Annotated in this window: 19 protein-coding genes and 2 pseudogenes; 9 read left to right on the top strand and 12 right to left on the bottom strand. The window is 71.7% G+C overall.

Annotated elements, in window-relative coordinates:
- From A8G15_RS18820 to A8G15_RS18805, 4 genes are all read right to left on the bottom strand, one after another.
- Nucleotides 1-1,125, bottom strand: a complete 1,125-nt coding sequence (locus tag A8G15_RS18820; protein ID WP_068162944.1) for a phosphotransferase family protein — start codon at nt 1,123-1,125, stop codon at nt 1-3.
- Between the two features lie 93 nt (nt 1,126-1,218).
- Nucleotides 1,219-2,112, bottom strand: coding sequence for a dienelactone hydrolase family protein (locus A8G15_RS18815; protein ID WP_068162943.1), 894 nt, complete (start codon nt 2,110-2,112; stop codon nt 1,219-1,221).
- Nucleotides 2,113-2,168: 56 nt separating this feature from the next.
- Nucleotides 2,169-3,053 carry an ROK family protein gene (locus A8G15_RS18810; protein ID WP_068162940.1) on the bottom strand — a complete coding sequence of 295 codons (885 nt, stop codon included), beginning with the start codon at nt 3,051-3,053 and terminating at the stop codon, nt 2,169-2,171.
- A gap of 48 nt (nt 3,054-3,101) precedes the next feature.
- The gene (locus tag A8G15_RS18805) at nt 3,102-3,881 is read right to left on the bottom strand and encodes a class I SAM-dependent methyltransferase (RefSeq protein WP_068162936.1); all 780 of its coding nucleotides are present in this window, start codon (nt 3,879-3,881) and stop codon (nt 3,102-3,104) included.
- Between the two features lie 87 nt (nt 3,882-3,968).
- Here A8G15_RS18805 and A8G15_RS18800 point away from each other — a divergent pair, with 87 nt between their 5' ends.
- The 3 genes from A8G15_RS18800 (at nt 3,969) to A8G15_RS18790 (ending at nt 7,285) form a co-directional block, all read left to right on the top strand.
- A complete protein-coding gene (locus A8G15_RS18800; protein WP_068162933.1) occupies nt 3,969-4,631 on the top strand; it encodes a GntR family transcriptional regulator in 663 nt (220 codons plus the stop codon).
- A complete protein-coding gene (locus tag A8G15_RS18795; protein ID WP_068162932.1) occupies nt 4,628-5,926 on the top strand; it encodes an MFS transporter in 1,299 nt (432 codons plus the stop codon). The genes A8G15_RS18800 and A8G15_RS18795 overlap by 4 nt, the downstream gene beginning before the upstream one ends.
- Before the next feature lie 141 nt (nt 5,927-6,067).
- Nucleotides 6,068-7,285, top strand: coding sequence for a glycosyltransferase family 4 protein (locus A8G15_RS18790; RefSeq protein WP_068162931.1), 1,218 nt, complete (start codon nt 6,068-6,070; stop codon nt 7,283-7,285).
- Here A8G15_RS18790 and A8G15_RS18785 read toward each other — a convergent pair.
- A complete protein-coding gene (locus tag A8G15_RS18785) occupies nt 7,208-8,938 on the bottom strand; it encodes an MmpA family trehalose lipid delivery protein (protein ID WP_068162927.1) in 1,731 nt (576 codons plus the stop codon). The genes A8G15_RS18790 and A8G15_RS18785 overlap by 78 nt on opposite strands.
- A 56-nt stretch (nt 8,939-8,994) precedes the next feature.
- On the opposite strand from A8G15_RS18785, the gene A8G15_RS18780 reads away from it, so the two are divergent.
- Nucleotides 8,995-10,200 carry a polysaccharide biosynthesis protein gene (locus tag A8G15_RS18780; RefSeq protein ID WP_068163013.1) on the top strand — a complete coding sequence of 402 codons (1,206 nt, stop codon included), beginning with the start codon at nt 8,995-8,997 and terminating at the stop codon, nt 10,198-10,200.
- 88 nt (nt 10,201-10,288) lie between these two features.
- On the opposite strand, the gene pgfA is transcribed toward A8G15_RS18780, so the two are convergent.
- Nucleotides 10,289-11,533 (bottom strand): cell envelope lipid trafficking protein PgfA, encoded by a 1,245-nt coding sequence (gene pgfA / locus A8G15_RS18775; protein WP_068162924.1) that lies wholly within the window; start codon nt 11,531-11,533, stop codon nt 10,289-10,291.
- Nucleotides 11,534-11,728: 195 nt separating this feature from the next.
- Here pgfA and A8G15_RS31930 point away from each other — a divergent pair.
- Nucleotides 11,729-12,727: pseudogene (locus tag A8G15_RS31930) on the top strand (acyltransferase family protein); the annotation flags it as partial.
- 71 nt (nt 12,728-12,798) lie between these two features.
- On the opposite strand, the gene A8G15_RS32380 reads toward A8G15_RS31930, so the two are convergent.
- The 4 genes from A8G15_RS32380 to A8G15_RS18750 all read right to left on the bottom strand — a co-directional run bounded on the left by A8G15_RS32380 (nt 12,799) and on the right by A8G15_RS18750 (nt 19,062).
- The gene (locus A8G15_RS32380) at nt 12,799-17,061 is read right to left on the bottom strand and encodes an alpha-(1->3)-arabinofuranosyltransferase domain-containing protein (RefSeq protein WP_425415108.1); all 4,263 of its coding nucleotides are present in this window, start codon (nt 17,059-17,061) and stop codon (nt 12,799-12,801) included.
- A 49-nt stretch (nt 17,062-17,110) separates the two neighbouring features.
- Entirely contained in the window at nt 17,111-17,284 is a 174-nt protein-coding gene (locus tag A8G15_RS18760) for a DUF2613 domain-containing protein (RefSeq protein ID WP_082900001.1), read from the bottom strand.
- Between the two features lie 94 nt (nt 17,285-17,378).
- On the bottom strand, nt 17,379-18,461 hold the full coding sequence (locus tag A8G15_RS18755; RefSeq protein ID WP_068162915.1) for an isochorismate synthase: 1,083 nt from the start codon (nt 18,459-18,461) through the stop codon (nt 17,379-17,381).
- 133 nt (nt 18,462-18,594) lie between these two features.
- Nucleotides 18,595-19,062, bottom strand: coding sequence for a universal stress protein (locus tag A8G15_RS18750; protein WP_068162913.1), 468 nt, complete (start codon nt 19,060-19,062; stop codon nt 18,595-18,597).
- A 101-nt stretch (nt 19,063-19,163) separates the two neighbouring features.
- On the opposite strand from A8G15_RS18750, the gene A8G15_RS18745 reads away from it, so the two are divergent.
- Both A8G15_RS18745 and A8G15_RS18740 read left to right on the top strand, forming a co-directional pair.
- Nucleotides 19,164-20,342: a glycoside hydrolase family 3 N-terminal domain-containing protein gene (locus A8G15_RS18745; RefSeq protein WP_068163011.1), complete on the top strand. Its 1,179-nt coding sequence runs from the start codon at nt 19,164-19,166 to the stop codon at nt 20,340-20,342.
- A gap of 83 nt (nt 20,343-20,425) precedes the next feature.
- Complete coding sequence (locus A8G15_RS18740) at nt 20,426-21,034, top strand: TetR/AcrR family transcriptional regulator (protein ID WP_068162910.1); 609 nt, start codon at nt 20,426-20,428, stop codon at nt 21,032-21,034.
- A 78-nt stretch (nt 21,035-21,112) separates the two neighbouring features.
- Here the strand turns inward: A8G15_RS18740 and A8G15_RS18735 are convergent, their stop codons facing one another.
- Nucleotides 21,113-21,970, bottom strand: coding sequence for a MaoC family dehydratase (locus A8G15_RS18735; protein WP_068162907.1), 858 nt, complete (start codon nt 21,968-21,970; stop codon nt 21,113-21,115).
- Nucleotides 21,971-23,317 (bottom strand): 3-oxoacyl-ACP reductase, encoded by a 1,347-nt coding sequence (locus tag A8G15_RS18730; protein WP_068162905.1) that lies wholly within the window; start codon nt 23,315-23,317, stop codon nt 21,971-21,973. It abuts the gene before it with no gap.
- Nucleotides 23,318-23,425: 108 nt separating this feature from the next.
- Here A8G15_RS18730 and A8G15_RS18725 point away from each other — a divergent pair, with 108 nt between their 5' ends.
- Both A8G15_RS18725 and A8G15_RS18720 read left to right on the top strand, forming a co-directional pair.
- Complete coding sequence (locus tag A8G15_RS18725) at nt 23,426-24,748, top strand: acetyl-CoA C-acetyltransferase (protein WP_068162897.1); 1,323 nt, start codon at nt 23,426-23,428, stop codon at nt 24,746-24,748.
- Nucleotides 24,749-24,978: 230 nt separating this feature from the next.
- Nucleotides 24,979-25,787, top strand: a pseudogene (locus A8G15_RS18720) (hypothetical protein); the annotation flags it as partial.

Genomic DNA, 25,787 nt, shown 5'->3' with positions numbered 1-25,787 from the left:
TCACGTCAGGGCCTGCCAGTAGGTGCCGTCGAGCATCGCCTCCAGGGTCGCGCGGTGCAGGATCATAGAGTCGGGATCGTCCGGCTGCTCGGCCTGCCCGAAGTGCACGGCGCGAGTCTGGATGCGCAGCATGATGATTGCGTGTTGCACCGCGGCGTAGCAGGTGAAGAAATCGAGGTGCCGCGGAGTGTGCCCGGTGCGGGCCGCGTACGCGGAGGCAAGATCGTCGCGGCGCAGGAACCCGGGCAGTCCGGGCAGGTTCGCCGACGCGGCGATGTCCTCGAAGAACCTGTGCAGGAACGTCATCCACGCCAGGTCCATCTCGCGGGCGCCGACGGTGGCCAGTTCCCAGTCGAGGACGGCGACGGGGCGGAAATCGTCGAACAGGATGTTGCCGATGCGGGCGTCGCCCCAGCACACCACGGCCGGAGAAGGATCTTCCGGTACGTGTTCGCCGAGCCAGGTGAAGGCACGCTCGATGAGCGGTGAGCGCGGGCCGGTGCGGGTGGTCCACTCGTAGTAGGCGCGTTGCCGGTCGATGTGGGTGCGCACCGCGCGGGTCGCGTCGGTCGTGACGCCGAGACCTGCCGTGCCGGGAGGAAGTTCGTGGATCTGCGCGAGGATGCCGACCGCCGCGTCCTGCATCGCCGCGCGTTGCGCGTCGTCCGCCTCGGTGACCCACGATCCGAAGTTGTAGGGCATGACGTCCGGGGGGACGAGGCCGTCGACGCGGGACATCACGAAGAACGGTGCGCCGAGCGGCCCGTCGTCGGGTTCGGACCACAGGACGGCCGGGACCGGAACGTCGGTGTGCTCGGCGACGGCGCGCATCACCCGGAACTGGGCATCCAGATCGTAGGTGGGGAACACCGGCACGGCGGTGTCCGCCGGCGCGATGCGCGCCACGAGCGGGTGGGTGTCGCCGTCCCAGGTGGCGTCGAACAGCAGGGTCTCGCTGGACATGCCGTTCGCGGCCGGGGAGTGCACGTTGTCCACCCGCGGATCCTGGACGCGGGCGGCGAGCCAGCGCTGCAGGTCGTCGCGGAGTTGCTGCGGATCGCGACGCGAATCGTGCGGACGGGCAACTTCGGCGTGATGGGTGGTGTCGTCCGGATCGATGGTCACCCGAGCCTCCCTTCGGTATCCCGCTCCAGTGACCTAGAACACTAGAACACGTTTCAGGTTTACGGAAGGGAGTCCCGGGACCGGCATGCGGGATCAGGTGGGATGCTGCTCGAACCACTCCAGGACCAGCCGATAGGCCTCCGCCGCGGCTGCCGGGTCGTACCGCGGTCCGGTGTCGTTGAAGAACGCGTGGTCGGCCCCGGTGAAGGTCACCACTTCGTGGACGAGCCCGGCCCGCTCGAGCGCCGCGGTCGCGGCATCCCGCGTCGCGTTGACCCGCTGATCCTTCTCCGCGTAGATCGCGAGTACCGCCGCCCGCGACCCGGAGAAGTCCGCGCCCTCGGGCAGCGGCCCGTAGAAGGGGACCGCGGTGGCCAGGCGCGGCTCACCGGAAGCGAGCAGCAGCCAGGTCATCCCCCCGCCGAAACAGAAGCCGACCGCCTCGAGCGGCAGGCCGGGCAGCCGCCGGGACAGTTCCCCGACCGCGGCCTTCATGTCGGCGGTGAACCGTTCCGGCGGCACGGCGCTCAGCGCTGCGGTCGCCGCGGCCGGATCGGCGAACGACGCGGTGCCGCCCTCTTCGGAGAGCAGGTCGATCGCCAGCGCGGAGTAGCCCGCACCGGCGAAACGTCCGGCGACCGAGCGGATGTGATCGTTCAGGCCCTTGTTTTCGTGTATGACCAGAACACCCCCGCGAGCGTCGGCGGCGTCGGCCCACGCCCCCTGCATCGTGCGGCCGTCCGGACCCGGGAAGGTGATCTCCTGAGTCGGAACCGTGTCGGCGGAACCCGGGGGCGGCGCCGCGGGGGTGCCCGGCCCGGTACTCGGCGGTGACTCGTCCCGTGCGCACGCCGCGAGCAGCGACGACGCCGCCGCCAGGCCGATGCCGAGCAGGCCCAGCCGACGCAGCGCCTCCCGACGTGACAGCAGGCCGTCGGCGTGGTCGACGGCGATCTCCTCGGCGATGTAGCGCTGGAAGGGTGTCATCGGGCTCCCCGTCCGGGTTGCGACCTCCCGAGAAGTATTTCGCATCTGCGCGACGGTCAGGGCTCGATTGCGAGCACTCCCGCGCCGGTGAGCGTGCCGAGCGAACCCAGCTCGGCCGGCACGATTCGCAGCTCGTGCAGGAACGACAACCGCGCGTACCGTGTCGCCGCCGCCTGCATCGGACCCCACAACGGCGGCCCGGCCTGCGCGAATCCGCCGCCGACGACTACCAGGCCGACATCGGTCAGCGCTGCCGCCGACGCGAGGATCTGGCCGAGGGCTGTGCCCGCGCGTTCGAGTGCGGTGGCCGCGGTCCGGTTCCCGGCGGCCGCGTCGGCGCACAGCGCGACCGCGTCGGTACCCGTCCAGCCGTGCCTGCGCGCCCAGCGCACCGTCGCCGGGCCGCTCGCGACCGTCTCGATGCAGCCGGTCGCGCCGCACGCGCACTGGTCGACGCCGAAGGCGGAGGTCATGTGCCCGACGTGTCCGGCGTTGCCGGAACGACCCGTCCTGACCCGGCCGTCCAGGACGAGTCCGCCGCCGATCCCGGTGGACAGGACCACACTCAGCAGGTCCGCGGTGCCGCGTCCCGCGCCGTGCCGCTGCTCACCGAGGGCGGCGGCCGCGCCGTCCACGATCAGCCGGACCCGCGCGTCCGGGAACAGTGCCTGCACCGCGTCGGCCAGCGGGAAACCGGTCGCCCACTCGGCGATGTTGATGGGCGAGGCGGTGCCCGCGGTGGTGTCGACCGGGCCTGCGCTGGCGATCCCGACCGCAGTGATCGTCCGGTCGCCCGCGGCGCGGCGCAGCAGCGCCACCGCAGCGTCCCACACACCGGCCGGCGGGGTCGGGACGCTCAGCGGGGCGAGCGGGGTGCCGTCGTCACCGACGGGGGTGGCGGCGAGTTTGGTGCCGCCGACATCGAGAGCGAGTGCGGTCATGGCGCTCGACAGTAGCGGGCGACCGTGCGCGGTGCCCGCGTCACGATGTCAGTTCCGCCGCAGCACCAGCACGAGGTTGCTGACCAGGAACTCTCGGACCACCGGGACCTTCACGAGCCACCATGCCCAGCGCGGGTGGTAGCGGGGGAACGCGGCGAGCAGCTCACCGCCGGGGGTGCTGCGCGCCCAGCGCAGACCGTCCGCGCAACCCACCTCGAACAGGGAGACGCCGTAGCGGTTCTTCGGCTCCCGGCCGTGTTTCCGGGCGTAGCGCCGGGCCGCGTACTCGCCACCGAACGCGTGCCACGGCCCGGTCTCGTGACCGCCGAACGGGCCCCACCAGAGCGTGTAGGACAGCACCATCAGGCCGCCGGGCCGGGTGACGCGGAGCATTTCGTCGGCCATCACCCACGGCTGCGCGACGTGTTCGGCCACGTTCGACGAGAAGCACACGTCCACCGACCCGGTGCGCACCGGCAGCGCCAGGCCGGACCCGCGGATCGAACCGCCCACCTGCAGGCCCGCGGCGTGCATCTCGGACGGATCCGGCTCGATCGGCACGTACCGGGCGCCGACGGCGTCGAACACTTCGGCGAAGTAGCCGGGACCGCCGCCGACGTCGACGACGGTGGTGCCGGACAGGTCCCGGCCGGTCAGGCCGGCATGGAGGTCGCCGATGAGGTCCACGGTGTCGCGGGCGACGCCGCCGTAGAACACCTCGGGCGCGGTCTGTTCGAACCGGAAGCTGCCGAGCAGGCCGACGGAACGGCGCAGCGTCGCGCGGCGGGCGAAGCGCCCGGCGACGCGGGACGGGGCAGTGTCGGACACGAGACGCCAGCTTAATGGGGCCGGCGAGCGGCACCGACCACCCCCCGAGAGCGACGAACTCGTTCGCATAGCGTATAAATACATCTTGTGTCTAAGTTGCATTCAGCGGCCGAGCAGGTCTACCGCGAGGTCAAGGAGCGGATCCTGTCCGCCGCCCTGCCCGGAGGCGAACTGATCAGCGAAGGCGAGATCGCCGCCGAGATGGGAACGAGCCGCACCCCGGTCCGCGAGGCGTTCCTGCGCCTCGAAACCGAAGGCTGGATGCGGCTGTATCCGAAACGCGGCGCGCTGGTCGTACCCGTGGCCGACGGCGAAGCCGAACACGTCGTCGCGGCCCGGCTGCTCCTCGAGGCCGACGCGGTCCGGGTCGTCACCCGCGGTTCCGGCGCTGCCCGCACCGAACTCGTGCGCGCTCTGCGTGCCAACCTCGACGCGCAGCGTGAGGCCGCAGGCACCGGCGACGTCACCGTGTTCAGCGGGCTCGACGCCGACTTCCACGGCCTGATCGTCCGAGCCGCCGGCAATCCGCTGCTCGTCGACTTCTACGTCGGGCTGCGCGAACGCCAGCGACGCATGACCGCGCGGTCGCTGGTCCGCGATCCGCTGCAGCTGAACTCGATCATCGACGACCACACCGGGCTCGTCGGCCTCGTCGAGGCAGGCGACGCCGACGGATTCGCGGCCGCCGACGACATCCACATGCGACGCGTCCACGGACTGCCGCTCACGAACGGAGGCGAGGCGCGATGAGCGTCGAAACGGACAACGAGACCGAGGAATCGGCGGCGTCCCGGCGGCGGATCGCGCCCTGGGCGCTCGTCGCCGCGGCGATGTTCGCGGTCGCGTGGGGCGGCAACGAATTCACGCCGCTGCTCGTCATGTACCGGCTCGACCACGGATACTCACCGGTCGTCGTCGACGTCTTCCTGTTCGCCTACGTCCTGGGCATCGTGCCCGCGCTGCTGCTCGGCGGGCCCCTGTCGGACCGGCTCGGCCGCCGGCCGCTCATGCTGCCCGCGCCGTTCGTCGCGGCGGCGGGTTCGATCGTGCTCGCGTTCGGCGCCGACAGCGCGGTGCTGCTCGTCCTCGGCCGCATCCTCAGCGGCATCGCCCTCGGCCTGGGCATGGCGGTCGGCGGCAGCTGGGTCAAGGAACTGTCGCAAGGGCCGTGGGACATCCGCGCGGCCGTCGGATCGGGCGCCCGCCGCGCGGCGATGAGCCTGACCGCCGGATTCGCGATCGGCGCCGGCGCCGCCGGTGTGCTCGCGCAATGGGCGCCGTGGCCGAGCGGCCTCGCCTACATCCTGCACCTGATGATCACGCTCGGTGCCGGACTCGCGGTCGCCGCCGCCCCCGAAACACGTGCCGCGACCCCGTCTGGGGAGCGTCGTCCGCTGATCGAGGACCTGAAGATCCCGGCCGCCGCGCACCGGCGGTTCCGGATGGTCATCGCTCCGGTCGCCCCGTGGGTGTTCGGTGCCGCGAGCTGCGCCTACGCCGTGATGCCCGCACTGATGGCGGACCGCTCCGGCGGGAAACCCGTCGCGTTCTCGGCGCTGCTGTGCGTCGTCGCGCTGGGGTGCGGATTCGGGATCCAGGCACTGGGTCGCCGCATCGACACCCCGCACAGTGCCCGGGCCGTGGTGGTGGCGCTGATCGTTCTGGTCGTCGGCATGGCGGCCGGCGCGGTCGCGGCGGACCGGCTGACGGTGCCGCTCGCGATCGCGGGATCCGCGATCCTGGGCTGCGGCTACGGACTGGCGCTCGTGTCGGGTCTGCAGGAGATCCAGCGCATCGCCGGGCCCGACGACCTCGCCGGCCTGACCGCGGTGTTCTACTCGCTGACCTACCTCGGATTCGCGGTGCCCGCGGTACTCGCGATCGTCGTGCAGGCCCTGCCCGGTGTCGGATATCCGGTGCTGTTCCTGGCCGGCGCCGCGGTCGCCGCGGCGAGCCTGATTCTCGTGCTCGGCAACAGCCGCTCGGATCTTCCCGGCGCCGCCGACGCGCCCGAACCCGCGCACACCGGTTCGATCGCACGCTGATCCCGCGCGTGCCGTGCCCGTACCCGGCGGTAACCCCCGCCGGGTACCGAGCGATCACACCGTTAGTGTGTTCCCCGATACAGTCGCAGCACGCACGTTCGCCCGGGTCGCGGGCGAACCGAATCCGAGGGGGGTCGCCACGTGCGGGAGGTTCTGCTGCTCTGCTGGCGTGACAGCGGGCACCCGCAGGGAGGTGGCAGCGAGCGCTACCTCGAACAGGTCGGTGCCCAGCTCGCTGCTCGCGGTGTGGCCGTCACCTTCCGCACCGCCGCCTACCCGGGCGCCCCGAAACGCGAAACCGTCGACGGCATCACCATCAGCCGCGGCGGTGGCCGCCTCACCGTCTATCCGCGGGCGCTCGCGGCGATCGCCGCCGGCCGCCTCGGATTCGGACCGCTGCGCGGGTTGCGTCCCGACGCGGTAATCGACACCCAGAACGGCATCCCGTTCTTCGCGCGGTTCGTCGCCGGCGCGCCCTCGACGGTGCTCGTGCACCACTGCCACCGCGAGCAGTGGCCCGTCGCCGGACGCGTGATGGCCCGCCTCGGCTGGTGGATCGAATCGACACTCTCGCCGCGGGTGCACCGCCGCAACCAGTACCTCACCGTCTCGCTCCCGTCCGCCGACGAACTGCGCACCCTCGGGGTCGAACACGACCGCATCGCCGTGGTCCGCAACGGCATCGACCCCGTTCCCGCGACCGTCGAACCCGGCGACGACCACACCCGGACCGCCCACCCGAGCATCTGCGTGCTCTCGCGGCTGGTGCCGCACAAGCAGATCGAGGACGCGCTCGCCGCCGTCGCCGCGCTGCGCGAGCGCGTGCCCGGCCTGCACCTGGACGTCATAGGTGGCGGATGGTGGGAACAGAACCTGCGGGACGCCGCCGCCGACCTCGGTATCACCGACGCGGTCACCTTCCACGGGCACGTCCCCGAGGACCGCAAGCACGACCTGCTCGCCCGCGCGTGGGTGCACGTGATGCCGTCCCGCAAGGAGGGCTGGGGGCTCGCCGTCGTCGAAGCCGCCCAGCACGGTGTCCCCACCGTCGGCTACCGCAGCTCGAAGGGCCTGACCGATTCGGTGATCGACGGGGTCACCGGTCTGCTCGTCGATTCCCCGCCCGAGCTCACCGAGGCGGTCGCCGAACTGCTCGACGACGCCGACCGTCGCCGCGACCTCGGAGGCAAGGCCCGGGTCCGCGCCGGCGAATTCTCCTGGGCGGCAACAGGTGAGGGCGTGCTCGACGTGCTCACCGCGACGGCCGAGGGGCGACGGGTCTCAGGTCTGTTCCCGCGCAGCGCGGGTCTGCCCACGCAGCCGGACCGCGAGCCCGCCCACAGCGCCGCCGGTCAGTAGCAGCGCCCACAGCACGTGCGCGGCGACCGCCGCACCGCGATCGGCGGTTTCCCCGGTCACGCCGGGCACCCGGTACAGGCTCAGATCGGCATCGGTGTGCACGAGTTCGAGCCGATCCAGGGTGCGCCGGGAGTCACCGAGCTCACCGGGCGTGCCGTGCTCGACCAGTACCCACCCGACGCCGCGCGCGGCCAGTTCGTCCGGGTCCGTGCCGCCCAGCAGCAACGCCTCGACCTCGCCGGCGCGGCGGCCCTCACCCGCGACCGTGCCCCCGGCGACAATCAGCTGCCCGGTCTGCAACACGTCGGCGCGCAGCATCCGCGGCGCCGGGTCCAGCACCGCCGCGCGGCCGCTGTACCCGAACCGCCGGAACATACCGGCCGGGAGCACCGCCACATCCCCGTCGTCCGCTGTCACGATCCCGGCGACCTGCTGCCACCCCGCCGGGTACCGCACGGGCCGCATCTCGCCGCCGACACCCCACACCAGATCGGGAGTGGCGACCAGTACGACGACCACCGCCGCGGTCGCCCACGCACGCTCCCGTCCCCCGACCCGGGCCCGCAGCCATCCGACGCCCGCGCCGGCGGAGAGCGCATACAGCGGAAGTGCCGCCGCGACCCACTTCTGGGTGTCGCGCAGCAGCCCGGAGCCGGGCACGTGCAGCATGGACCACTCGCCCGTCTCCAGGCCGGCAGGGGTGGCCGCGAGCGCCGGGGCCAGCACCGCGACCGCGGCGAGCACCGCCAGCGTCACCGTCACCGGTTCCCGTCGTCGCCACAGCGCGGGCAGCCCGCACGCGACGACGACCAGCAGCGCCGCCGTGCCGGCGAGCGCCCACGGTGTCGTCCGCGACCCGGGCACCGCGTCCGCATTCCAGATTCCGCCCAGCCCGGCGAGTGATCCGAGCGTGCCGAGCCACGGCTCGGCGCGCGCCGCGAACGCGGCGACCCCGGCCGGGTCGGCACCGGAGCCGCCGCCCGACACCGCGGTCGCGACCAGCCACGGCGCCGACGCGGCGACGCTCAGCGCCACCCCGCCCGCGACGCGCGGCCATCTCCCGGTGGTGCCGCCCGGTGCCGCGAGCACCGCCAGCGTCGTGAGCGCCGCCAGTAACGCACCCGTCGGTGTCAGGCCCGCCGCCGCGAGCCACGCCGCCAGCGCCCACCAGCCCCATCGCTGTCCTTCGCGCACCGCGACGGCCGCGCACACCACCCAGGGCAGCGCCGCGTATCCCATCAGCAGACTCCAGTGGCCCTGCAGGAGCCGCTCGGCGACGTACGGATTCCACACCGCCACGGTCGCCGCGACGAGCTGTGCGGGCAGCCCCGCGCGGTCCGGCAGCAGCGTCGCGGTCAGACGTGCCGCGCCCCAGCCCGCCGCCCCCAGCGCCGCAACGAGCAGCGCGGCCACCGCTGTACCACCGTCGACGAGGACGGTCACGACGGCGAGCAGTGCGTCCTGCGGCACCGCGCGGGCAGCGGCATCGGTGATGCCCAGCGCCGAATCGGTGAGGAACGACCGGGGGGTGCTCACCGCGTCGCGCAACAGCAGGTGGCCGGGGGAGAACAGCAACGGACCGAGCACCGCGACCGCCAGCGCGAGGCTGTAGACGACCGGCACGACGGAACGCAACGACACCGGCCTGACCATGCGCGCAGAATACGGCCCGGCGCGGGTGTAAGGATGGGCGGATGCCGCGACCCCAGATGCCGCGCCCGGCGGCCACCGGTTCCGCTGTCGCCGGGATGACGATGGTGACCGTCGGTGCGATGACCGCCAATCTGGCGTCGTACCTGCTGCACCTGCCGGCGAGCCGCTGGCTCGGTCCGGCCGGCTACGGCGAGTTCGCCAGCCTGCTCGCCGCCCAGCTCGTCCTTGCGGTGCCGGCGCTGGCCCTGCAGACGGTGGTGGCGCGGGAAACCGTGCACGGCAGCGGTGCCGCCGAGTTGCGGCGTCTCGGCTATCGGTGTGCCGCGCTGGCGGCCGTGCTCGCGGTCGGGCTGGTGCCGGTGGTCGCGTGGGCGCTGGACACGAGCGTGGCCGGGACGTTCGGGTCGCTCGTCACGGCACCGCTGCTGGTTCTCCTCGCCGCCGAGCAGGGGCTGCTGCAGGGTCGCGGCCGGTTCGCCGCGCTCAGCGTCGTGCTGGCCGCTGCGGGTGTCGCGAAGGTCGCTCCCGCGGTCGCGGTGCTCGCCGCCGGTGGCGGGCCGGGTGCGGCCCTGCTGGCCGGCGCGGTCGGCACCGGGATCGTCGCCGCGGTTGCCGCGATGATCGTGGGGCGCGGAGACGCTGCGCCGGAACGGGATTCGCCGAGCACTCCCGGGATCGGCGCGGTGCTGCGCGCTTCCCAGGTGCAGCTCGCCCTGATCGCGATGACGTCGCTGGATCTGCTGCTCGCCCGCATGGTGCTCGACGCCGACGCGGCCGGCCTCTACGCGCTGGGTGCGGTCGCCACGAAGGTCGCGTTCTGGCTGCCGCAGGCCGTCGGTGTCGTCCTGTACCCGCAGATGGCCAACCCGGCCCGGTCCGGCGCCGCGGTCCGCTCGGCGCTGACGGTGCTGGTCGGTCTCGGGGCGGTGCTCGTGGCGGGCGCCGCGCTGTGTGCCCCGCTCGTGCCGCTGCTCGTCGGCGACGCGTACGCACCGGTGCAGTCGCTGCTGTGGGCGTTCGCGCTGCAGGGGGCGTGCCTGGCCGTCCTGCAGGGTGGTCTGCTGTCGGCGATCGCGAGTGAACGCACCTCCCTGGCCGGGGTCGCGTGGATCGGCCTGGCCGTGGAGGCAGTGCTCATGACGACGGTGGCCTCGACGGTGCAGCAGTTCGTCGCGGTGGCCGTCGCGGTCGCCGCGGTCACCGCCGCGGTGGTCGCGGTGCTCGCCGTACGCGCGGCCGGACCCGCCGTCCGGGGCGCGTAGACGGACCGTTTCCCCGGGGCGCGATCGGCGGAACACGAACGCCCGGCCGGAAGATCCCGGCCGGGCGTTCGCGGTGAACCTGCGACGGTTACTTCTCCGTCGGCGGCTTGCGCAGATCCGTCGTCGGGATCTCCTGGGTCGCGTCGGTGGTCCAGTCCCGCTGCTGCGGCGGGGTCTGTCCCGCCTCGGTCCGCGGGATCACCTGCGTATCGTCCGTGGTCCAGTCGCGCTGGGTCGGAGCGGCGTGCGCCGGACCCGACGGGGTGGCGTCGGCCGGACCGGCCGGAGCCGGACCACCGGCCGCCGCGGCGGGCGTACCGCCCTTGCCGCCGCGCAGGCCGAGGACGATCCCCGCGATCAGCGAGAGAGCACCGAGGATGCCGAGGATGATCGGGACGGTGCGGCCGAACGTCGACAGCTGGTCCTGGCCGTCCTTGGCCTGCTCGACCTGGAACTCGATGGTGTCCTGGTCGAACGGCAGGGTGACCTTCAGAACCGTCACCTCGGGCTTGTCGGCCTCACGGGCGTAGTACTGGTACTGCTGTTCCTGGCCCTTGACGACGACGCCGGTGACCGGGTCGACCCACAGGTCGCGAACGTTGGTGTACCAGCGCACCATCGTGACCGGCTGGTCGCCGCCCTCGACACCCCACGTGGCAGCGGGCAGGCTCAGCTTGTACGACGGGTTCGACGGATCGGCCTTCGACAGGTCGACCGGATCGACCGTGTGCTGGAAGTGGTAGACCTTGACGCCGCCGATCTCTTCTTCGCCCTGGTATGCGATGTCGTAGTTCTCGCGCGCGTTGATGTCGTAGTACGGGTAGCTCTTCTGCTCGACGTCGAACGGGAACTTGTACTGCAGTCCCTCACGGTTGTCGATCTCGGTGGGAGGGGCGGTGGCCGAGGTCTGGATCGTGCTCACACGGTTCGGGTACTCGTCTTTCGACACCGGCATCGAGGTGACCCGGTCGATGGTGAGACGGTCGACGGTCGCGGACACCAGTCCGGTGTCGCCCTGCATGTCGAGGCGACGCACGGTCTGACCGGCCTGCAGCGTCATGATGTCCGCATCGGAAGGGTCTTCGACCGTGACGAACCGCTGCGCGACGATCGGCACGTTCGTGTCGACCTGCGCCTTGCCGGCGAGCAGCGCCCTGGAATTCAGGATGTCGCCGGTACCCTCGGCCACCGTGGTGACCTCGAGATCCAGCGGCGTCTTCTTCAGCTTGCCCACGGTGTAGGTCGGCACCAGCAGCGCGATCGCCAGGAGGAACGTCCCCAGGCCCACCAACACCAGCGCAAGTTTCCGGCCCGAGCCCGAACGCTCAGCCATGCTGTCTCTCCTCACTCAACGGTTGTCATCGAGTACCCCCACCGGCAGCCGGGCTGCACGGATCGTCTGGTGCACGACACTGCGGACACCACGTGAGCCCAGACACTAACAGCCGAACGGCCTGGGGCGTACGTCCGGATCGCGGAACAACCCGGGGTTCCGGGACCGCGTGTCGCCCGGGCACACTTGTCGACAATGACCAGCCGACCCGAGACCGGTACACCACCCCGTGGCGCGACCGGCTTCCTGCCAGCTCTCGAGGGCATGCGTGGCTTCGCCGCCGTGGGTGTCCTCATCACCCATGTCGCGTTCCAGACCGGTGCGGTGCACGATCCGGTGATCGGCCGCGTGTGGGGCCGGTTCGATCTGGCGGTCGCGCTGTTCTTCGCCCTGTCCGGCTTCCTGCTGTGGCGCCCCCACGCCGCCGCTGCCCGCGGATACGGTGTCGCGCAACCGACGGGCCGCTACCTGATCTCCCGTGCCGTGCGCATCCTGCCCGCCTACTGGACCGTCGTGTGCCTGGTACTTCTCCTGCTGCCCGGTGCCGGCGGCGGCTGGAAGGTATGGGCGGCGAACCTGACACTGGTGCAGGTGTTCGTGCCGCTGACCCTCACCGAGGGGCTCACCCAGATGTGGAGCCTGTCCGTGGAGGTCGCGTTCTATCTGCTGCTGCCGCTGCTCGCGTTCGCTCTGTGCCGGCTGCGCGGGGACGCCGCGCGGTTCCGGATTCCGGTGATCCTGGCGGCGTGCGCGCTGAGCTTCGCGTGGGTGTGGCTGCCGGTCGCCACACCCGAGCACATCCACCACGACAACTGGCTGCCCGGGTACCTGCCGTGGTTCGGCGCCGGGGTGCTGCTCGCCGAGCTGGCCACCGTGACCGGGACGTGGGTGCATCGTCTGGCGGCGCACCGCGCGTTGATGGCCGCGATCGCGGTCACCGCGTTCGCGCTCGCCGCGACCCCGCTGGGTGGCCCGGAAGGACTCACCGACCTCGAACCGTGGCAGTACAACGGCAAGATCCTGCTCGGCGCCGTGATGAGCGCGGCACTGCTGGCGCCGCTGGTCCTCGCGCCCCTGAGCAATCACCGGATCCTGGCGTCGCCGGTCGCGCTGGCCGTCGGACGCTGGTCCTACGGCATCTTCATCTGGCATCTCGCCGTGCTGTCGATCGTGTTCCCGGTGTTCGGTCTCCTGCCGTTCCACGGCCATTTCTGGTTCGTGCTCGCGGTCACCCTCGTCCTGAGCCTCGCGGTCGCGTCGGTGAGCTACGCGCTCGTCGAGGAACCGGCCCGCCGCGAGTTCCACCGCAGGACGCGGGCGAACCGCGGCGACAGCGGCACGGTGGCGAGCCCCAGCGCGACCAGCCCGACGAGCGCCGCGAACTGAATCAGGAACGAGTGGCCGACGTACCCGCCCGGCGCTCGCCACGGCCCCGTCGACAGCAGGGCGATCGCGACCGTCGTCGCTGCGCCGGTCGTCCCCACCAGGATCCGTGAGACAGTGCCCTCGCCCCGGCGCGCGATGATCACACCGACCGCTGCGGCCCCGGCGAGGGCGACAGCCGCCCCGACCGCACCCGCCGCGACCGTCGCGACCGCGACGACGCCGACGAGCCCGGCGAGGGTGCTGTCCCAGGGCCGCGGAGCCGGCCCGGGCAGTTCCCGGGGCCGACGTCGCCGCGGCCACCAGGCCGCCGCGAACAACGGGATCAACAGCAGCAGGCCACCGAAGATCCCGGCGCGGTACCAGCGGTCCGTCGCGAACGCGAGGGTGACGGTGCCGCCGGTTCCGGCCGGCACGATCCAGCCCTGTTGCCAGCCGTCGACCACGACCGGTGTCAGTTCGCTGCCGTCCGGCGCGGTCGCGACCCAGCCGACGTTGGTGCTCTCGGGCACCACCACGATCCGGTCGGTGCCGGCGACGGGCACGTCGAGTTCGCGCAGGTCCTCGGTCCACGTGCCCATGTCGAGCTCGGCCGGTTCCGGCACCGGCGGTGCGGCCCCCGGGACGGGCAGGTGCACGCTCGACACGACGAACGCCGTACCCGGCTCGACGTCGACGTGCACGCGGCCCCCCGGCAGCGTGACGGAGCCGGCGTCGCACAGCGTCGCGGGGATCTCCTCACCGGCGGCCAGGGCGCCGACCGTCGTGGTCACCGACGTGCGGTAGGCGCGGTCGCCGACCGTGACGACGGGCCCGCTGTCGCAACCGACCGTGACGGTCCGGCCGGCGATCGGATCCTGCGGTCCCAGCGGCCCGTCCGGCCCGGACCCGAGCACGGTGATCTCGGCGAGACCCGGTGGGGTGAGTTTCGCGAATCCGAGGATCGTGCGGTCGAGGACGTCGGGCCACGCGACGAGGCTCACGACGATCCGGTCGGTGACGTGCGGTTCCAATTCCACCCGGGCCGAGGGTGTGTCGTCACCGAGGTCGACGTCACGCACCTGCGGTCCGTTGCCCAGGTTGACCGCGATCCGGGTCGGTGCCACCGGCAGGTCGCCGACGCTCGCGGCCACGTCGAGGCCGGTCACGAGTTCCGGCGACGGCAGCTCGAGGGTGAGGGTGGGGTGTGGGGCGCCGGGCTCGAGGGCGGATTCCTGCGCGGTCCAGGACGTGCGCGGATCGCCGTCGGTCGCGGCGAACGCGGATCCGGACAGGTCCACGACGTCGGCGGGACCACTCGCGGTGACCCGATCCGGCTGCGCGGCGATCGCCTCCGCGGCCGGGCCGGGACGCATCCGCACCCGCACCTGCGGCACCACCTCGGTGTCCGCAGGCACCGACAGGGTGCGGGTGAACGTGTTCGGTTCCTCCGCGGACGTCGCCAGTCCGCGGGCGCACCGCACCCGGTCCGGGGTGTCGACGCAACTGCCGCGGCCGGGGAACTCCTGACTCAGGTTCCAGCCGGTCACCTCGGCGCCGTCCGGAACCGGCGGCAGCACGACGCGGCGGCGGATGTCGATGCGCTGCGGATTCTCGCGGTCGGTGAAGTCGTCCACCGCGACCTCGGAGATCCCGAACTGGCTGCCGGCCGTGCCGTCGTCGGTGTGGGTGGCCGTGATCCGGATCCACGTCGTGGTGCCCAGCGGCAACGCGATCGTCTGTTCGCGGCCGGGCTTCTCGACCCGGACGGCGGTGGTGCCGCGGTCGGTTTCCAGCTCCAGCCACTTGACGGGGGACCCGAGCGCGCCGGGGCTCGTCGTCAGATGAAGCATGCCGGCCTCGATCGGGGTGTCGAGATCCATCTGCAGCCACTGACCGACCGCGGATTCGAGGCCGTTGCTGTGCCAGCCGGTGGTCGGGTCGCCGTCGACGACGGCGGCCGGTCCACTGCCCGGCGAGGTGCCGCCGAGCTGCGTCGCATCGGACGCGGCGCTGGACACCCCGATGTGCGCGCCCTCCCACTCGGCGCGGACGAGGTCGGTCTCGGCGACCGGGTAGTCCGGGACCAGGTTGTGGGTGCGACGCGGATCGTCCTCGGCCCGGATCGCCGACGAGTGGTAGTCGACCTGTCCGTAGTCGGTTTCCCGGTCGGTGGGGGTGTCGGTGACGGTCACCGCGTCGACGGGCAGGCCGGCCCGCCGGGCGTCGGCGGCGAGCAGTACCGGGCCGGGGATCGGCGGTTCGCCGTCGGCGAGCTGGAGCAGCGATTCGGGACCACCCTGCACCCGCGGCAGCGACGCGGCGTCGACGACATACGGGCCCACGGGCGCGGCGTCCGGAAGATCGACGCGGTAGATCTCGATCGCCGGGTATCGCGGCTGCAGATCGGCGTCCGCGACGAAGTCCTCGCCGAGTTCGCGGTAGATGTCCGGTCCGAACTCGGCGACCCGCACCAGCCCGGGGGAACCGTCGAGCGCGCGGTGCACCAGCGCGCTGCGCGCGGCGGGGGAGGTGTCCGGATCCAGGTCGTTGCGGACGACCACGTAGCCGATGCCCTGCCCGAGCAGCGTCGCGGCGAGGCCGTCCGACGGTCGGCCGTCGGCGATGAGCCGCTGCACCGAGTCGAGTGCGCGGATCGCGCCGGGCGGCACCAGCGGCACCGCGTCCCGGGACACCCACGGTGATTCGGCCAGGGCCTGGATCGGTTCGTCGCGGGTCAGACCCCAGATCTGGCTGCCGAACGGGGCGCCCGGCACGATCAGGGCGCGTTCACCGCGGTCGGAGGTGTGTTCGCCCAGCCAGGCTGCGGTGTCGTTCCAGTACCCGGGCACCTCGTCGTAGGCACCGCGCGGTGCGAGCTTGCCGGTCCACGCCAGGGACGTCGCGAGGGTCACGGCAACCAGGATCAGCGTGGTGAATGCGACCATCGGGTCCCGTTCGGGATGGGCGAAGGCGTTGCGGGCACGCGCCCACGGCACCGACCCGGGCAGCGGCACCCGCCGCAGCAGGTGAGCGAGGCCGAGGACCAGTGGCAGCCGGACCAGGGGCTCGAGTTTGTGGACATTGCGCAGCGCGGCCCCACCGGAGTCGAGGAACAGGCGCACCTGATCGGCGAACGGCGAGCTGAGTTCACCGACGTAGCCGGCGGCCAGCCCGGCGACCCCGACGAACAGGATCAGGGTCAGCCGCCCACGTCCCGGCATCGACCGCATCGCGAGACCGGCCATGCCGGCGGCGGCGAGTAGACCCGTCACGAGCACCGCGGCGGGCTGGGTCACGAGGACCGCCCCGGCGATGCGCTCGGGGGAGACGAACGGTGTCCAACTGTCGGTGCCGCGCAGGATCTCCGCCAGCGACGTCCACTCGGTGGTGACACCGGACGACTCGATGAAGTCGAGGAAAGGCGGACTGACCTTGCCGAGCAGCAGCAGCGGCACCATCCACCACAGCACCGCGACGACGCAGCACGGGATCCACCGGATCGTGAAGTGCCACCACGTTCGGTTGGGTCGGTGCGCGAGCCACCACACGCCGGCGACGAGGCATGCCGCGGCGGTCGCGACCGCGTTGATCGCCCCCATCAGGGCAACCGCGACCGCGGACTGCGCGGCGAGTTGCAGGGCCGAGCGCCCGGAATCGCCGCGTGTGTACCGGACCACGGGCAACAGCACCCACGGGGCCAGCATCATCGGCAGGGTTTCCGACGAGATCGAACCGAGGGTCGTCAGGACCCGCGGGGACAGCGCGAAGACCACCGCTGCGAGAACCCGGGAACTGCGACTGCCGACGCCCAGTGCCTCGGCGAGCCGCACGATGCCCCAGAACCCGGCGATCAGCAGCAGCGCCCACCAGACCCGTTGCGTGATCCACGGAGGAATGTGCAGGATCTGGCCGGCCGCGAAGAACGTGCCGTGCGGGAAAAAGTAGCCGTACGCCTGGTTCTGGACCTGGCCGAGGGGCGCGACGCTGCTCCACTGATGGGAGGCGCGGGCCAGGAACCCCAGCGGGTTCTGCGTCAGGTCGTACTTGGTATCGGCGACGATGAGGCCGGGAGCCTGTGCGAACGCCGATACGAACGCCACCACGGCGGCCGCGAACAACCACCGACGTGACAGGGGTTCGGCGGACGGCCCCGGATCGTGCAGGGCCGTCACGCCGGAGGAAGTGCGTGAACTCGCAGCGTTGCCGGCGCCGTCAGCGGCTGCCGTACTCAACCTGGTTCAGGAGGGACGAATCGGCGTTGCCGCTGCGGTCGATGTCCGGGCGGGTGTTGTCCTGCACCGCGGCGGTCACACCGAAAACTGCTGCAGCCCCGAGGACGGCGCCGATCACAGCACTGCCCAGGCCGGGTCCAAGGAACTTCGCCATGCCCATCTCCCCATCGTCGACGTCGGCGTGGGAGATTCCCGCGCCGTTTCACACCGCGTCAAGGTATCACCCGCGTCACAGCGTGTGCTGCGCGCTACAACTCCAGTGCCCCGAGCAGTGTCCGCAATTTCGCGGTGGTCTCGTCGAGTTCGGCGTCGGGGTCGGAATCGGCGACGATCCCGCCACCCGCCCACGCCAGCGCGCGCAGCCCGTCGGAGCTGATCTCCGCGCAGCGGATCGCGACCAGCCAGTCGCCGTCACCTGCGGCGTCGCACCAGCCGACCGCACCTCCGTAGAAGCGGCGATCCCCCTCGACGGAACGGATCGTGGCCAGCGCGGCCTCGGTGGGGGTACCGGCGACGGCGGGGGTCGGATGCAGCACCGTCGCGAGGGTGAGGGCGTCGGTGGCCGGGTCGCGCAGGGTCCCGGTGATCGGTGTCGCCAGGTGCCACACGTCGGGGGTGCTCGTCAGCACCGGCGTCTCGCCGATGTCGAGGTCGGTGCACAGCGGGCCCAGACGGTCGCGGATCCACGCAGTGACGTACGCGTGCTCGGCGAGATTCTTCGCGGACGCGAGCAGTTCCCGGCCGGCGGCTTCGTCGTCGGCGGGTTCGGCGCAGCGGGCGGCGGTTCCGGCGAGCGGACGGCAGGTGACGGTGCTGCCGCGCCGGCTCACCAGAACCTCGGGGGTCGCGCCGACGAGGGTGTGTCCCCAGTAGCGTTCGCCGGCGGCACTGAGGTCCACGGCGTAGGTCGCGGCGGTCGGGTGCCGGGCGACCATGCGCGCGGCGACCGCGAGGGGATCGAGCGGCTCGTCCGAGCCGAGCGACACCGATCGTGCCGCGACGACCTTGCCGAACTCGCCGAGTTCGAGCCGGGCGACCAGGGCCCGCACCCGGGCGACGTGGATGCGCGGCTGCGGGTTCTGCGCGACGACCCGCACCGGAGGCAGCGCCCCGAGATCGGCGGGCGGGTGCCACGGCCCGTCGGTGACGGTGATCTCTTCGGGCTGCATCAGCGCCGGCGGGCGTTCCGGGTCGAAGGGCAGGGCGCCGACGATCAGATCGGCCTCGTCGCGCTGCAGTGCCCGCGACGCCGCGGCGGGGGTGTCGTACAGGCGTCGGGTTCCGGTGGTGCGGAGGGTGCGATCGGTGCGCGAGAGCAGGAAACCGTCCATGGTGGGCTCGACGATATCGCCCCGCGCCGGTGGCGCGCCCGTGCCACCGCGCCGGTGGCGCGCCCGTGCCACCGCGCCGGTGGCGCGCCCATGCCACCGCGCCGGGGCGCGGCGACTCCACCCGCGGTATTGCCTAGCGTCCCGGCGGGACGATCAGCACCGGCCGGTGACTGTGGCGCAGGACGTGGTCGGCGACCGAGGACTGCAGCAGCGACCGCAGACCGGTGGTGCCACGGGTCCCGGTGACGATGATGTCGACGTCGAGTTCGTCGGCGGCCTCGATGATCGAGGTCCACACCGCGTTGACGATCTCGAGGGTGCGCCCTTCGGCGTGCAGTCCCGCCGAGCGGGCCAGTTCGAGACCTTCGGAGTTGGTGACCTTCGCATCGGTGAGAGCGACGTCCTCGGTGTCCTCGTCGGGCACCCACTCGGGTTGCATGACCCCGGACAGTCCGGACATCCGTGCGGCCTGGCGGACCATCGGTTCCCATGCGGTGACGACGACGGCCCGGCAGGATTCGAGGAAGCGGCCCGCGTATTCGACGGCGCGCTTGGAATTCTCGGAACCGTCGTAGGCAATGAGGATCAGATCTGCGGGCATCTCACACCCCCTGGGTCGAAACCGGCTGCTCGAGGTGCACACTACCGTTCCCGGCGGGCTGTGGGAGTCGACTGTGCGAGGGTCGGCTACCGTCGGTGTTCATGCGTATTCGTCACAGCCTCGTCGTCGTGCTCGCTGCCGCGACAGCAGTGGTCGGCTGCGGCGGGAACGACTCGCCCGGCGTCTCGGTGACCTCCGGCAGCGAGACCGTGGCCTCGACGTCGGCGGCCCCCGCGACCATCACTGAGTCGTCGTCGGCGCCGGCACCCGCGCCGGTGTGCGGGGACGATCTGCTCGCGTCGCTGACGTTGCGGCAGAAGCTCGCGCAGCTGCTCAACGTCGGGGTGACCGGCACCGACGATGCGCTCGCGGTGGTGCAGTCGGAGCAGATCGGCGGAATCTTCGTCGGCAGCTGGACCGACGCGTCGATGCTGGCGAACCGGGAGATCCCTCGGGTTGCCGCGCAGAGCCCCCTGCCGCTGATGGTGACGATCGACGAGGAGGGCGGCCGCGTCTCGCGGGTCGGCGAGCTTCTCGGCGAGGATCCGTCGGCACGGGTGACGGCACAGACGATGACCGTCGACGAGACCTACGCGATGGCGCTCGAGCGCGGACGCGAACTGCGGGATCTGGGCATCACCGTCGATTTCGCGCCGGATGTCGACGTGACAGACCGGCCCGACGACGACGTGATCGGCGACCGGTCCTACTCCGACGATCCGCAGGTCGTCGTGCAGTACGCCGACGCGTATGCGCGGGGTCTGCGTGATGCGGGAATCCTGCCGGTGCTCAAGCACTTTCCGGGCCACGGCTCGGCGTCGGGTGATTCGCACACCGGCTCGGTGGTCGCGCCGCCGCTCGAGCAGTTGCGGCAGGTCGATCTGGTGCCCTATCGCGAGCTCGTCACCTCGGGGGTGGCGGTGATGATCGGCCACCTGGACGTGCCCGGCCTGACCGACGGGCTGCCGGCGAGCATCAGTCCCGCGGCCGTGCAGCTGCTGCGGGACGGCGCCGGTTACGGTGCGCCGCCGTTCGACGGGGTGATCTTCACCGACGATCTGTCCGGGATGCGCGCGATCACGGACAACTACGGCATCGCCGAGGCCGTGGCGGCCGCGTTGACCGCCGGCGTCGATCAGGCGTTGTGGCTGACGACCGATCAGGTGCCCGAGGTGCTCGATCACCTCGAGCAGTCCGTGCAGTCGGGTGCGTTGCCGGCGGCGCGGGTGGACGACGCGGTGCGCACGGTCGCGCGGGCCAAGGGCGTACTCGCCTGCTGATTTCCGGCGAATCGGAATCCGTCGGACCACCCCGGCTCCTTACTCTAGGGTAAGGAGCGCTACCCGAGCAGTATGGAGGACACATGGCCGGCGGTACCAAGCGACTGCCTCGCGCGGTGCGGGAACAGCAGATGCTCGATGCCGCCGTGGAGGTGTTCTCCGAGAACGGGTTCCATGAGACCTCGATGGACGCGATCGCCGCGCGCGCGGCGATCTCCAAGCCCATGCTGTACCTGTACTACGGCTCGAAGGACGAACTGTTCGCCGCGTGCATCGGCCGCGAGGGGCAGCGGTTCGTCGAGGCTCTGGCTCCGGCGGGCGATCCCACCCTGCCGCCGCGCGCGCAGCTGCGGGTTGCGCTCGAGTCGTTCCTCGGGTTCGTCGACGAGCATCGCCATTCGTGGATGGTGCTGTACCGCCAGGCGCTCGCGCAGCAGGCCTTCGCGAGCCAGGTGCGCAGCAGCCGCGACCGGCTGATCGAACTGACCGCGCATCTGCTCGAATCGAGTACGCGCGAGCCCGAACCGGACATGGATTTCACCATCATGGCGGTCGCTCTGGTCGGCGCGGGTGAGGCGGTGGCCGACCGTATCGCCGGCGGGGAGATCGACGTCGCCAAGGCCGCCGATCTGCTGGACAATCTCGCGTGGCGCGGCCTGGCCGGCCGCAAGCGTACCGACCAGCACGGCTGACCCGGCAGAACGATCGAGCGGACCGGGACGCCCCCATCGCGCCCCGGTCCGCCCGAAGTCGGTGTGCCGTATCCGGCCTCAGCGCAACGTGGCGCTCAGGTGCGGGTACCGCTTGGTCGGATGCCGCAGGGACAGATCCCAGCCGTCCGCGACGTGCTGTGCGTACAGATTCACCGTGGCCGGCAGCAGCACCGGCTTTCCGAACCGCACCGCGTAGGTGACCTTGCCCGGGAGGCGGCCCTCGACCGCCCGCAGCGCCGCTGCGGCGCTCCACATCCCGTGAGCGATGGTGCGCGGGAAGCCGAATGCCTTGGCGCCCAGCGTCGAGACGTGGATGGGGTTGCGGTCACCGGAGACGGCCGCGTACCGATCGATCGTCTTCCGCTCCACCCGCAGCGTCGACGTCGGCACGGTCGGGATCTGTTCGGGTTCCGGTTCCGGCTTGGGGGCGCCGGACAGCGACGTGCGCTGCTGGTGCAGGAACGTCGAGGTCTGCCGCCAGACCGGTTCACGGCCCACGGAGATCTCGGTGACGACGTCCACGAGCATGCCCTTGCGGTGCTCGCGCAGGTCTTCCGCGTGTACCCGGATGTCCAGCGGCTCGGTGACCGAGATCGGCCGGAACTGTTCGATCACGTTCTCCGCGTGCACCGAGCCCATGGCGGCGAACGGAAAGCCTTTGGACACCATCAGTTTCATCACGACGGGGAACGCGAGCGTGAACGGGTAGGTCATCGGCAGGGTGTCGCCGAAGCGCAGACCGCATACCTTCGCGTACTCGGCGAGGTTGCCCTGATCGACGCGTACGCCGCGCAGCAGGAGCGTGTCGTCGGGCAGCGACGTGCCGGACGCGCCGATCACCGGCAGCGCCGAGACCACGGCGCGGGAGTAGACGTCGAGGATCGACGGCACCGAGTCGAGTTCGATGACGGCCATCTACGCCCCCAGCATGGACTGGCCGCACACGCGCACGACCTGGCCGGTGACAGCGCTCGACGCCGGGTTCGCGAACCACGCGACGGTCTCGGCGACGTCGACGGTCTCGCCGCCCTGATTCAGCGAGCTGATCAGGCGGCCGCCCTCGCGGGTCGCGAGCGGGATCGCGGCGGTCATCGCGGTCTCGATGAAGCCGGGTGCGACGGCGTTGATGGTGATGTTCTTCTCGGCCAGCACGGGCGCGGTGGCCTGCACGAGGCCGATGACGCCGGCCTTGGATGCGCCGTAGTTGGTCTGGCCGCGGTTGCCGGCGATGCCGGCGATCGACGACACGTCGATCACGCGGCCGCCGTCCTTCAGTGCGCCCTTCGCGACGAGCACATCGGTGATCTTCTGCGGGGCGATGAGGTTGACCGCCATCACGGAGTTCCAGCGGCCTTCGTCCATGTTGGCGAGCAGCTTGTCGCGGGTGATGCCGGCGTTGTGCACGATGATGTCGGCGCCGCCGTGGCGTTCGAGCAGGTGCGCGGCGAGTTTGTCGCCGGCGTCGGCGGCGGTGACGTCGAGAGCGAGCGACGTGCCGCCGACCTTGTTGGCGGTCTGCGACAGCGCGTCGCCCGCTGCGGGGACGTCCGCGGCGACGACGGTCGCGCCGTCGCGGGCGAGGACCTCGGCGATGGTCGCGCCGATACCGCGGGCCGCGCCGGTCACGACCGCGACCTTCCCGGCGAGCGGCCTGTCCCACGACTCGGGTGCGGTGGCCTCGCCGTCGCCGATGCGCACGACCTGGCCGTCGACGAACGCGGACTTGGCCGAGAGCAGGAACCGCAGGGTGGATTCGACACCGGACAGTCCGGCGGGCGCCTGCGGCGAGACGTACACGAGCTGGACGGTCGCGCCGCGACGCAGTTCCTTGCCGACGCTGCGGGTGAAGCCCTCGAGGGCGCGCTGGGCGATGCGCTCGTCGACCGAGCCGGTTTCCTCCGGCGTGGTGCCGAGGACGACGACGCGGCCGCTGGGGCCCAGGCCCTTGATGGCGGGCTGGAAGAACGTGAACAGCTGCTCGAGCCCGGCGGCGTCGGTGATGCCGGTCGCGTCGAACACGAGGGCACCGAAGTTCTTCTCGGAGGGCTCGGCGAAGACGTAGTCGCTCAGCAGGGCGCGGATCGGCTCGACGAGGCGGCCGTTGCCGCCGAGCAGCACCGGACCGGCGAGGGCCGGCTGACCCGGCTGGTAGCGACGGAGCTTCTCCGGCTGGGGCAACCCGAACTGCTTGGCGAGGAAAGCTCCGGGTGCGGACGTGATGAACTGGGCGTAGAGCTTGGGTGCACCCTTGGTTTCGGCCACGATTCCACCTTCTCTGGTTCGGAAGTCATGCGGTGTCGACAACAACTTACTCGTGAGTAAGAATAGTAGCCAGAGTTCGCATCCACCAGCACACCGGGAGACGATCACGTGACCACCAAAGCCCGTTCCACCACTTCGCGCTCGTCGCGCCGCGTCGCGGTCCTCGGCGGCAATCGCATCCCGTTCGCCCGGTCCGACCGCAAGTACGCCCGCGCCTCGAACCAGGACATGTTCACCGCGACCCTCGACGGCCTGGTCAGCCGGTTCAACCTGCAGGGAGAGCAGCTCGGCGCCGTCGTCGGCGGTGCGGTCCTCAAGCACAGCCGCGACTTCAACCTGATCCGCGAATGCGTGCTGGGCAGCGCCCTCAGCCCCTACACTCCCGCGTGGGACCTGCAGCAGGCCTGTGGCACGGGCCTGCAGTCGATCGTCTCCGTCGGCGACGCCATCGCCGCCGGGCGGATCGAAGCCGGCATCGGCGGCGGTGTCGACACCACCTCGGACGCGCCCATCGGCGTCAACAACGAACTGCGCGAGTTCCTGCTGTCGCTGAACCGGGCGCGCTCCACCGGCGACCGCATCAAGCTGCTCGGCAACGTGCGCCCGTCGATGCTGGGCATCGAGATCCCGCGCAACGGCGAACCCCGCACCGGACTGTCGATGGGCGAGCATGCTGCGATCACCGCGAAGGAATTCGGGATCGCCCGCGCCGACCAGGACGAACTGGCCGCCGCGAGCCACCGCAACATGGCCGCCGCGTACGACCGCGGGTTCTTCGACGACCTCGTCACCCCGTTCCTCGGTCTCACCCGCGACGACAACCTCCGCCCCGACTCGTCGGTCGAGAAGCTCTCGACACTGAAGCCGGTGTTCGGTACGAAGCTCGGCGACGCCACCATGACCGCGGGCAACTCCACGCCGCTCACCGACGGTGCGTCCGCGGCGCTGCTGTCCACCGAGGAATGGGCCGCCGCCCGCAGCCTGCCCGTCCTCGCGTACCTCGTGGACTCCGAGACCGCAGCGGTCGACTACATCCACGGCGGCGACGGCCTGCTGATGGCACCCACCTACGCGATTCCGCGTCTGCTGAAGCGCAACGGGCTGAGCCTGCAGGACTTCGACTACTACGAGATCCACGAGGCGTTCGCGTCCGTCGTGCTCGCGACGCTGCAGGCATTCGAGTCGGAGGAGTACTGCAAGGGCCGGCTCGGGCTCGACGCCCCGCTCGGTTCGATCGACCGCAGCAAGCTCAACGTCAACGGGTCCTCCCTCGCGGCGGGGCACCCCTTCGCCGCGACCGGCGGCCGCATCGTCGCGTCGCTCGCCAAGATGCTGCACGAGAAGAAGGCGGAGACGGGCAAGCCCGTGCGGGGTCTGATCTCGATCTGCGCGGCCGGCGGGCAGGGCGTCACCGCGATCCTCGAAGCATGACGAAAGAGCCGGACGAAAAAATTCCGGAAGGTCTGTAACACGCGGGAGAGCGTGTCGATAGACCTATCGACCCCGCATTGCTGCCTGACCCCCGACCTGGTGGCAACGCGGGGTCTTTCTCGTTCCCGGACCGTTCCGACCGGCTCGAATCCGGGTCCGTCCGACCTGGCCCTTAATCTGGTATGGCGAGGTGCACCCGGCCGGGGGTGCCCACAACCGGAGGGACACGGGTGAGCGGTAACAACGGGACGGACGACCGCAAGGACACCAGCGGTGCGGTTCATCCCACCGAGCCGGACACGCGGAAGACGCCGGAAACGGCCGGCGAGGTCGAAGCGGCGGACGCGGCCGCCACCACGGCACCGGGTGCGGGCTCGGACGGGAACACGACGGAGCTCCGGGAACCGGGCCCCGACGCGTCGGCCGCCCCGGACCGGGTGGAACCTGCCTCGGGGGCAACCGACCGATTCGCCTCCATGGCCCCGTTGCGCACTTCACCGGAAACGGAACGGGAGACATCCGGCGACGCCGACACCACCGGGATTCCCGCGGGTGACGTCCCCGAGCCGGGTGTTCGCGACGCCCTCCCCGACACGACCGCGCAGGAGCGGCCCGCCGTGCCGGCCCCGCCCGCCGAGACCGACCGGCCTGCGGAACCGACCGAGGCTGCCCGGCCGGACGAGGTTCCCGAACCGCCTCCGGCTACCGGGCCCGTGCAGCCTGCCGAGCCGGCGCGCGGTGGGCTGAAGCCGTGGGAAATGCCCACCGCCGCCGTCCCGGTCGCACCGCAGCCCGGGTCGAACTCTCTCTTCTCCAAGCCCGCGGTCGCCCCCGAAGCGGCTTCGGCGAAGCCGGCGGCCCCGGCCGCACAAGGCCCGGCCGATGACGTCGCTCCGCCGGTCGCGGACGTTGTGCCGGCCCCGCAGCCGGAAACCCACCGCTCGCCCGCAGCCGAGCGGGACCCGGCCGAGGCCGGAACCGAGCAGAACGCAGCCGAGCAGAGCGCAGCGGAGCGGAGCGCAGCCGAGCAGAGCGCAGC

The organism is Rhodococcus phenolicus, assembly GCF_001646785.1.
GTDB classification, from domain to species: Bacteria; Actinomycetota; Actinomycetes; order Mycobacteriales; family Mycobacteriaceae; genus Rhodococcus; species Rhodococcus phenolicus.
This window is presented reverse-complemented; position numbering and strand designations above follow the sequence as displayed.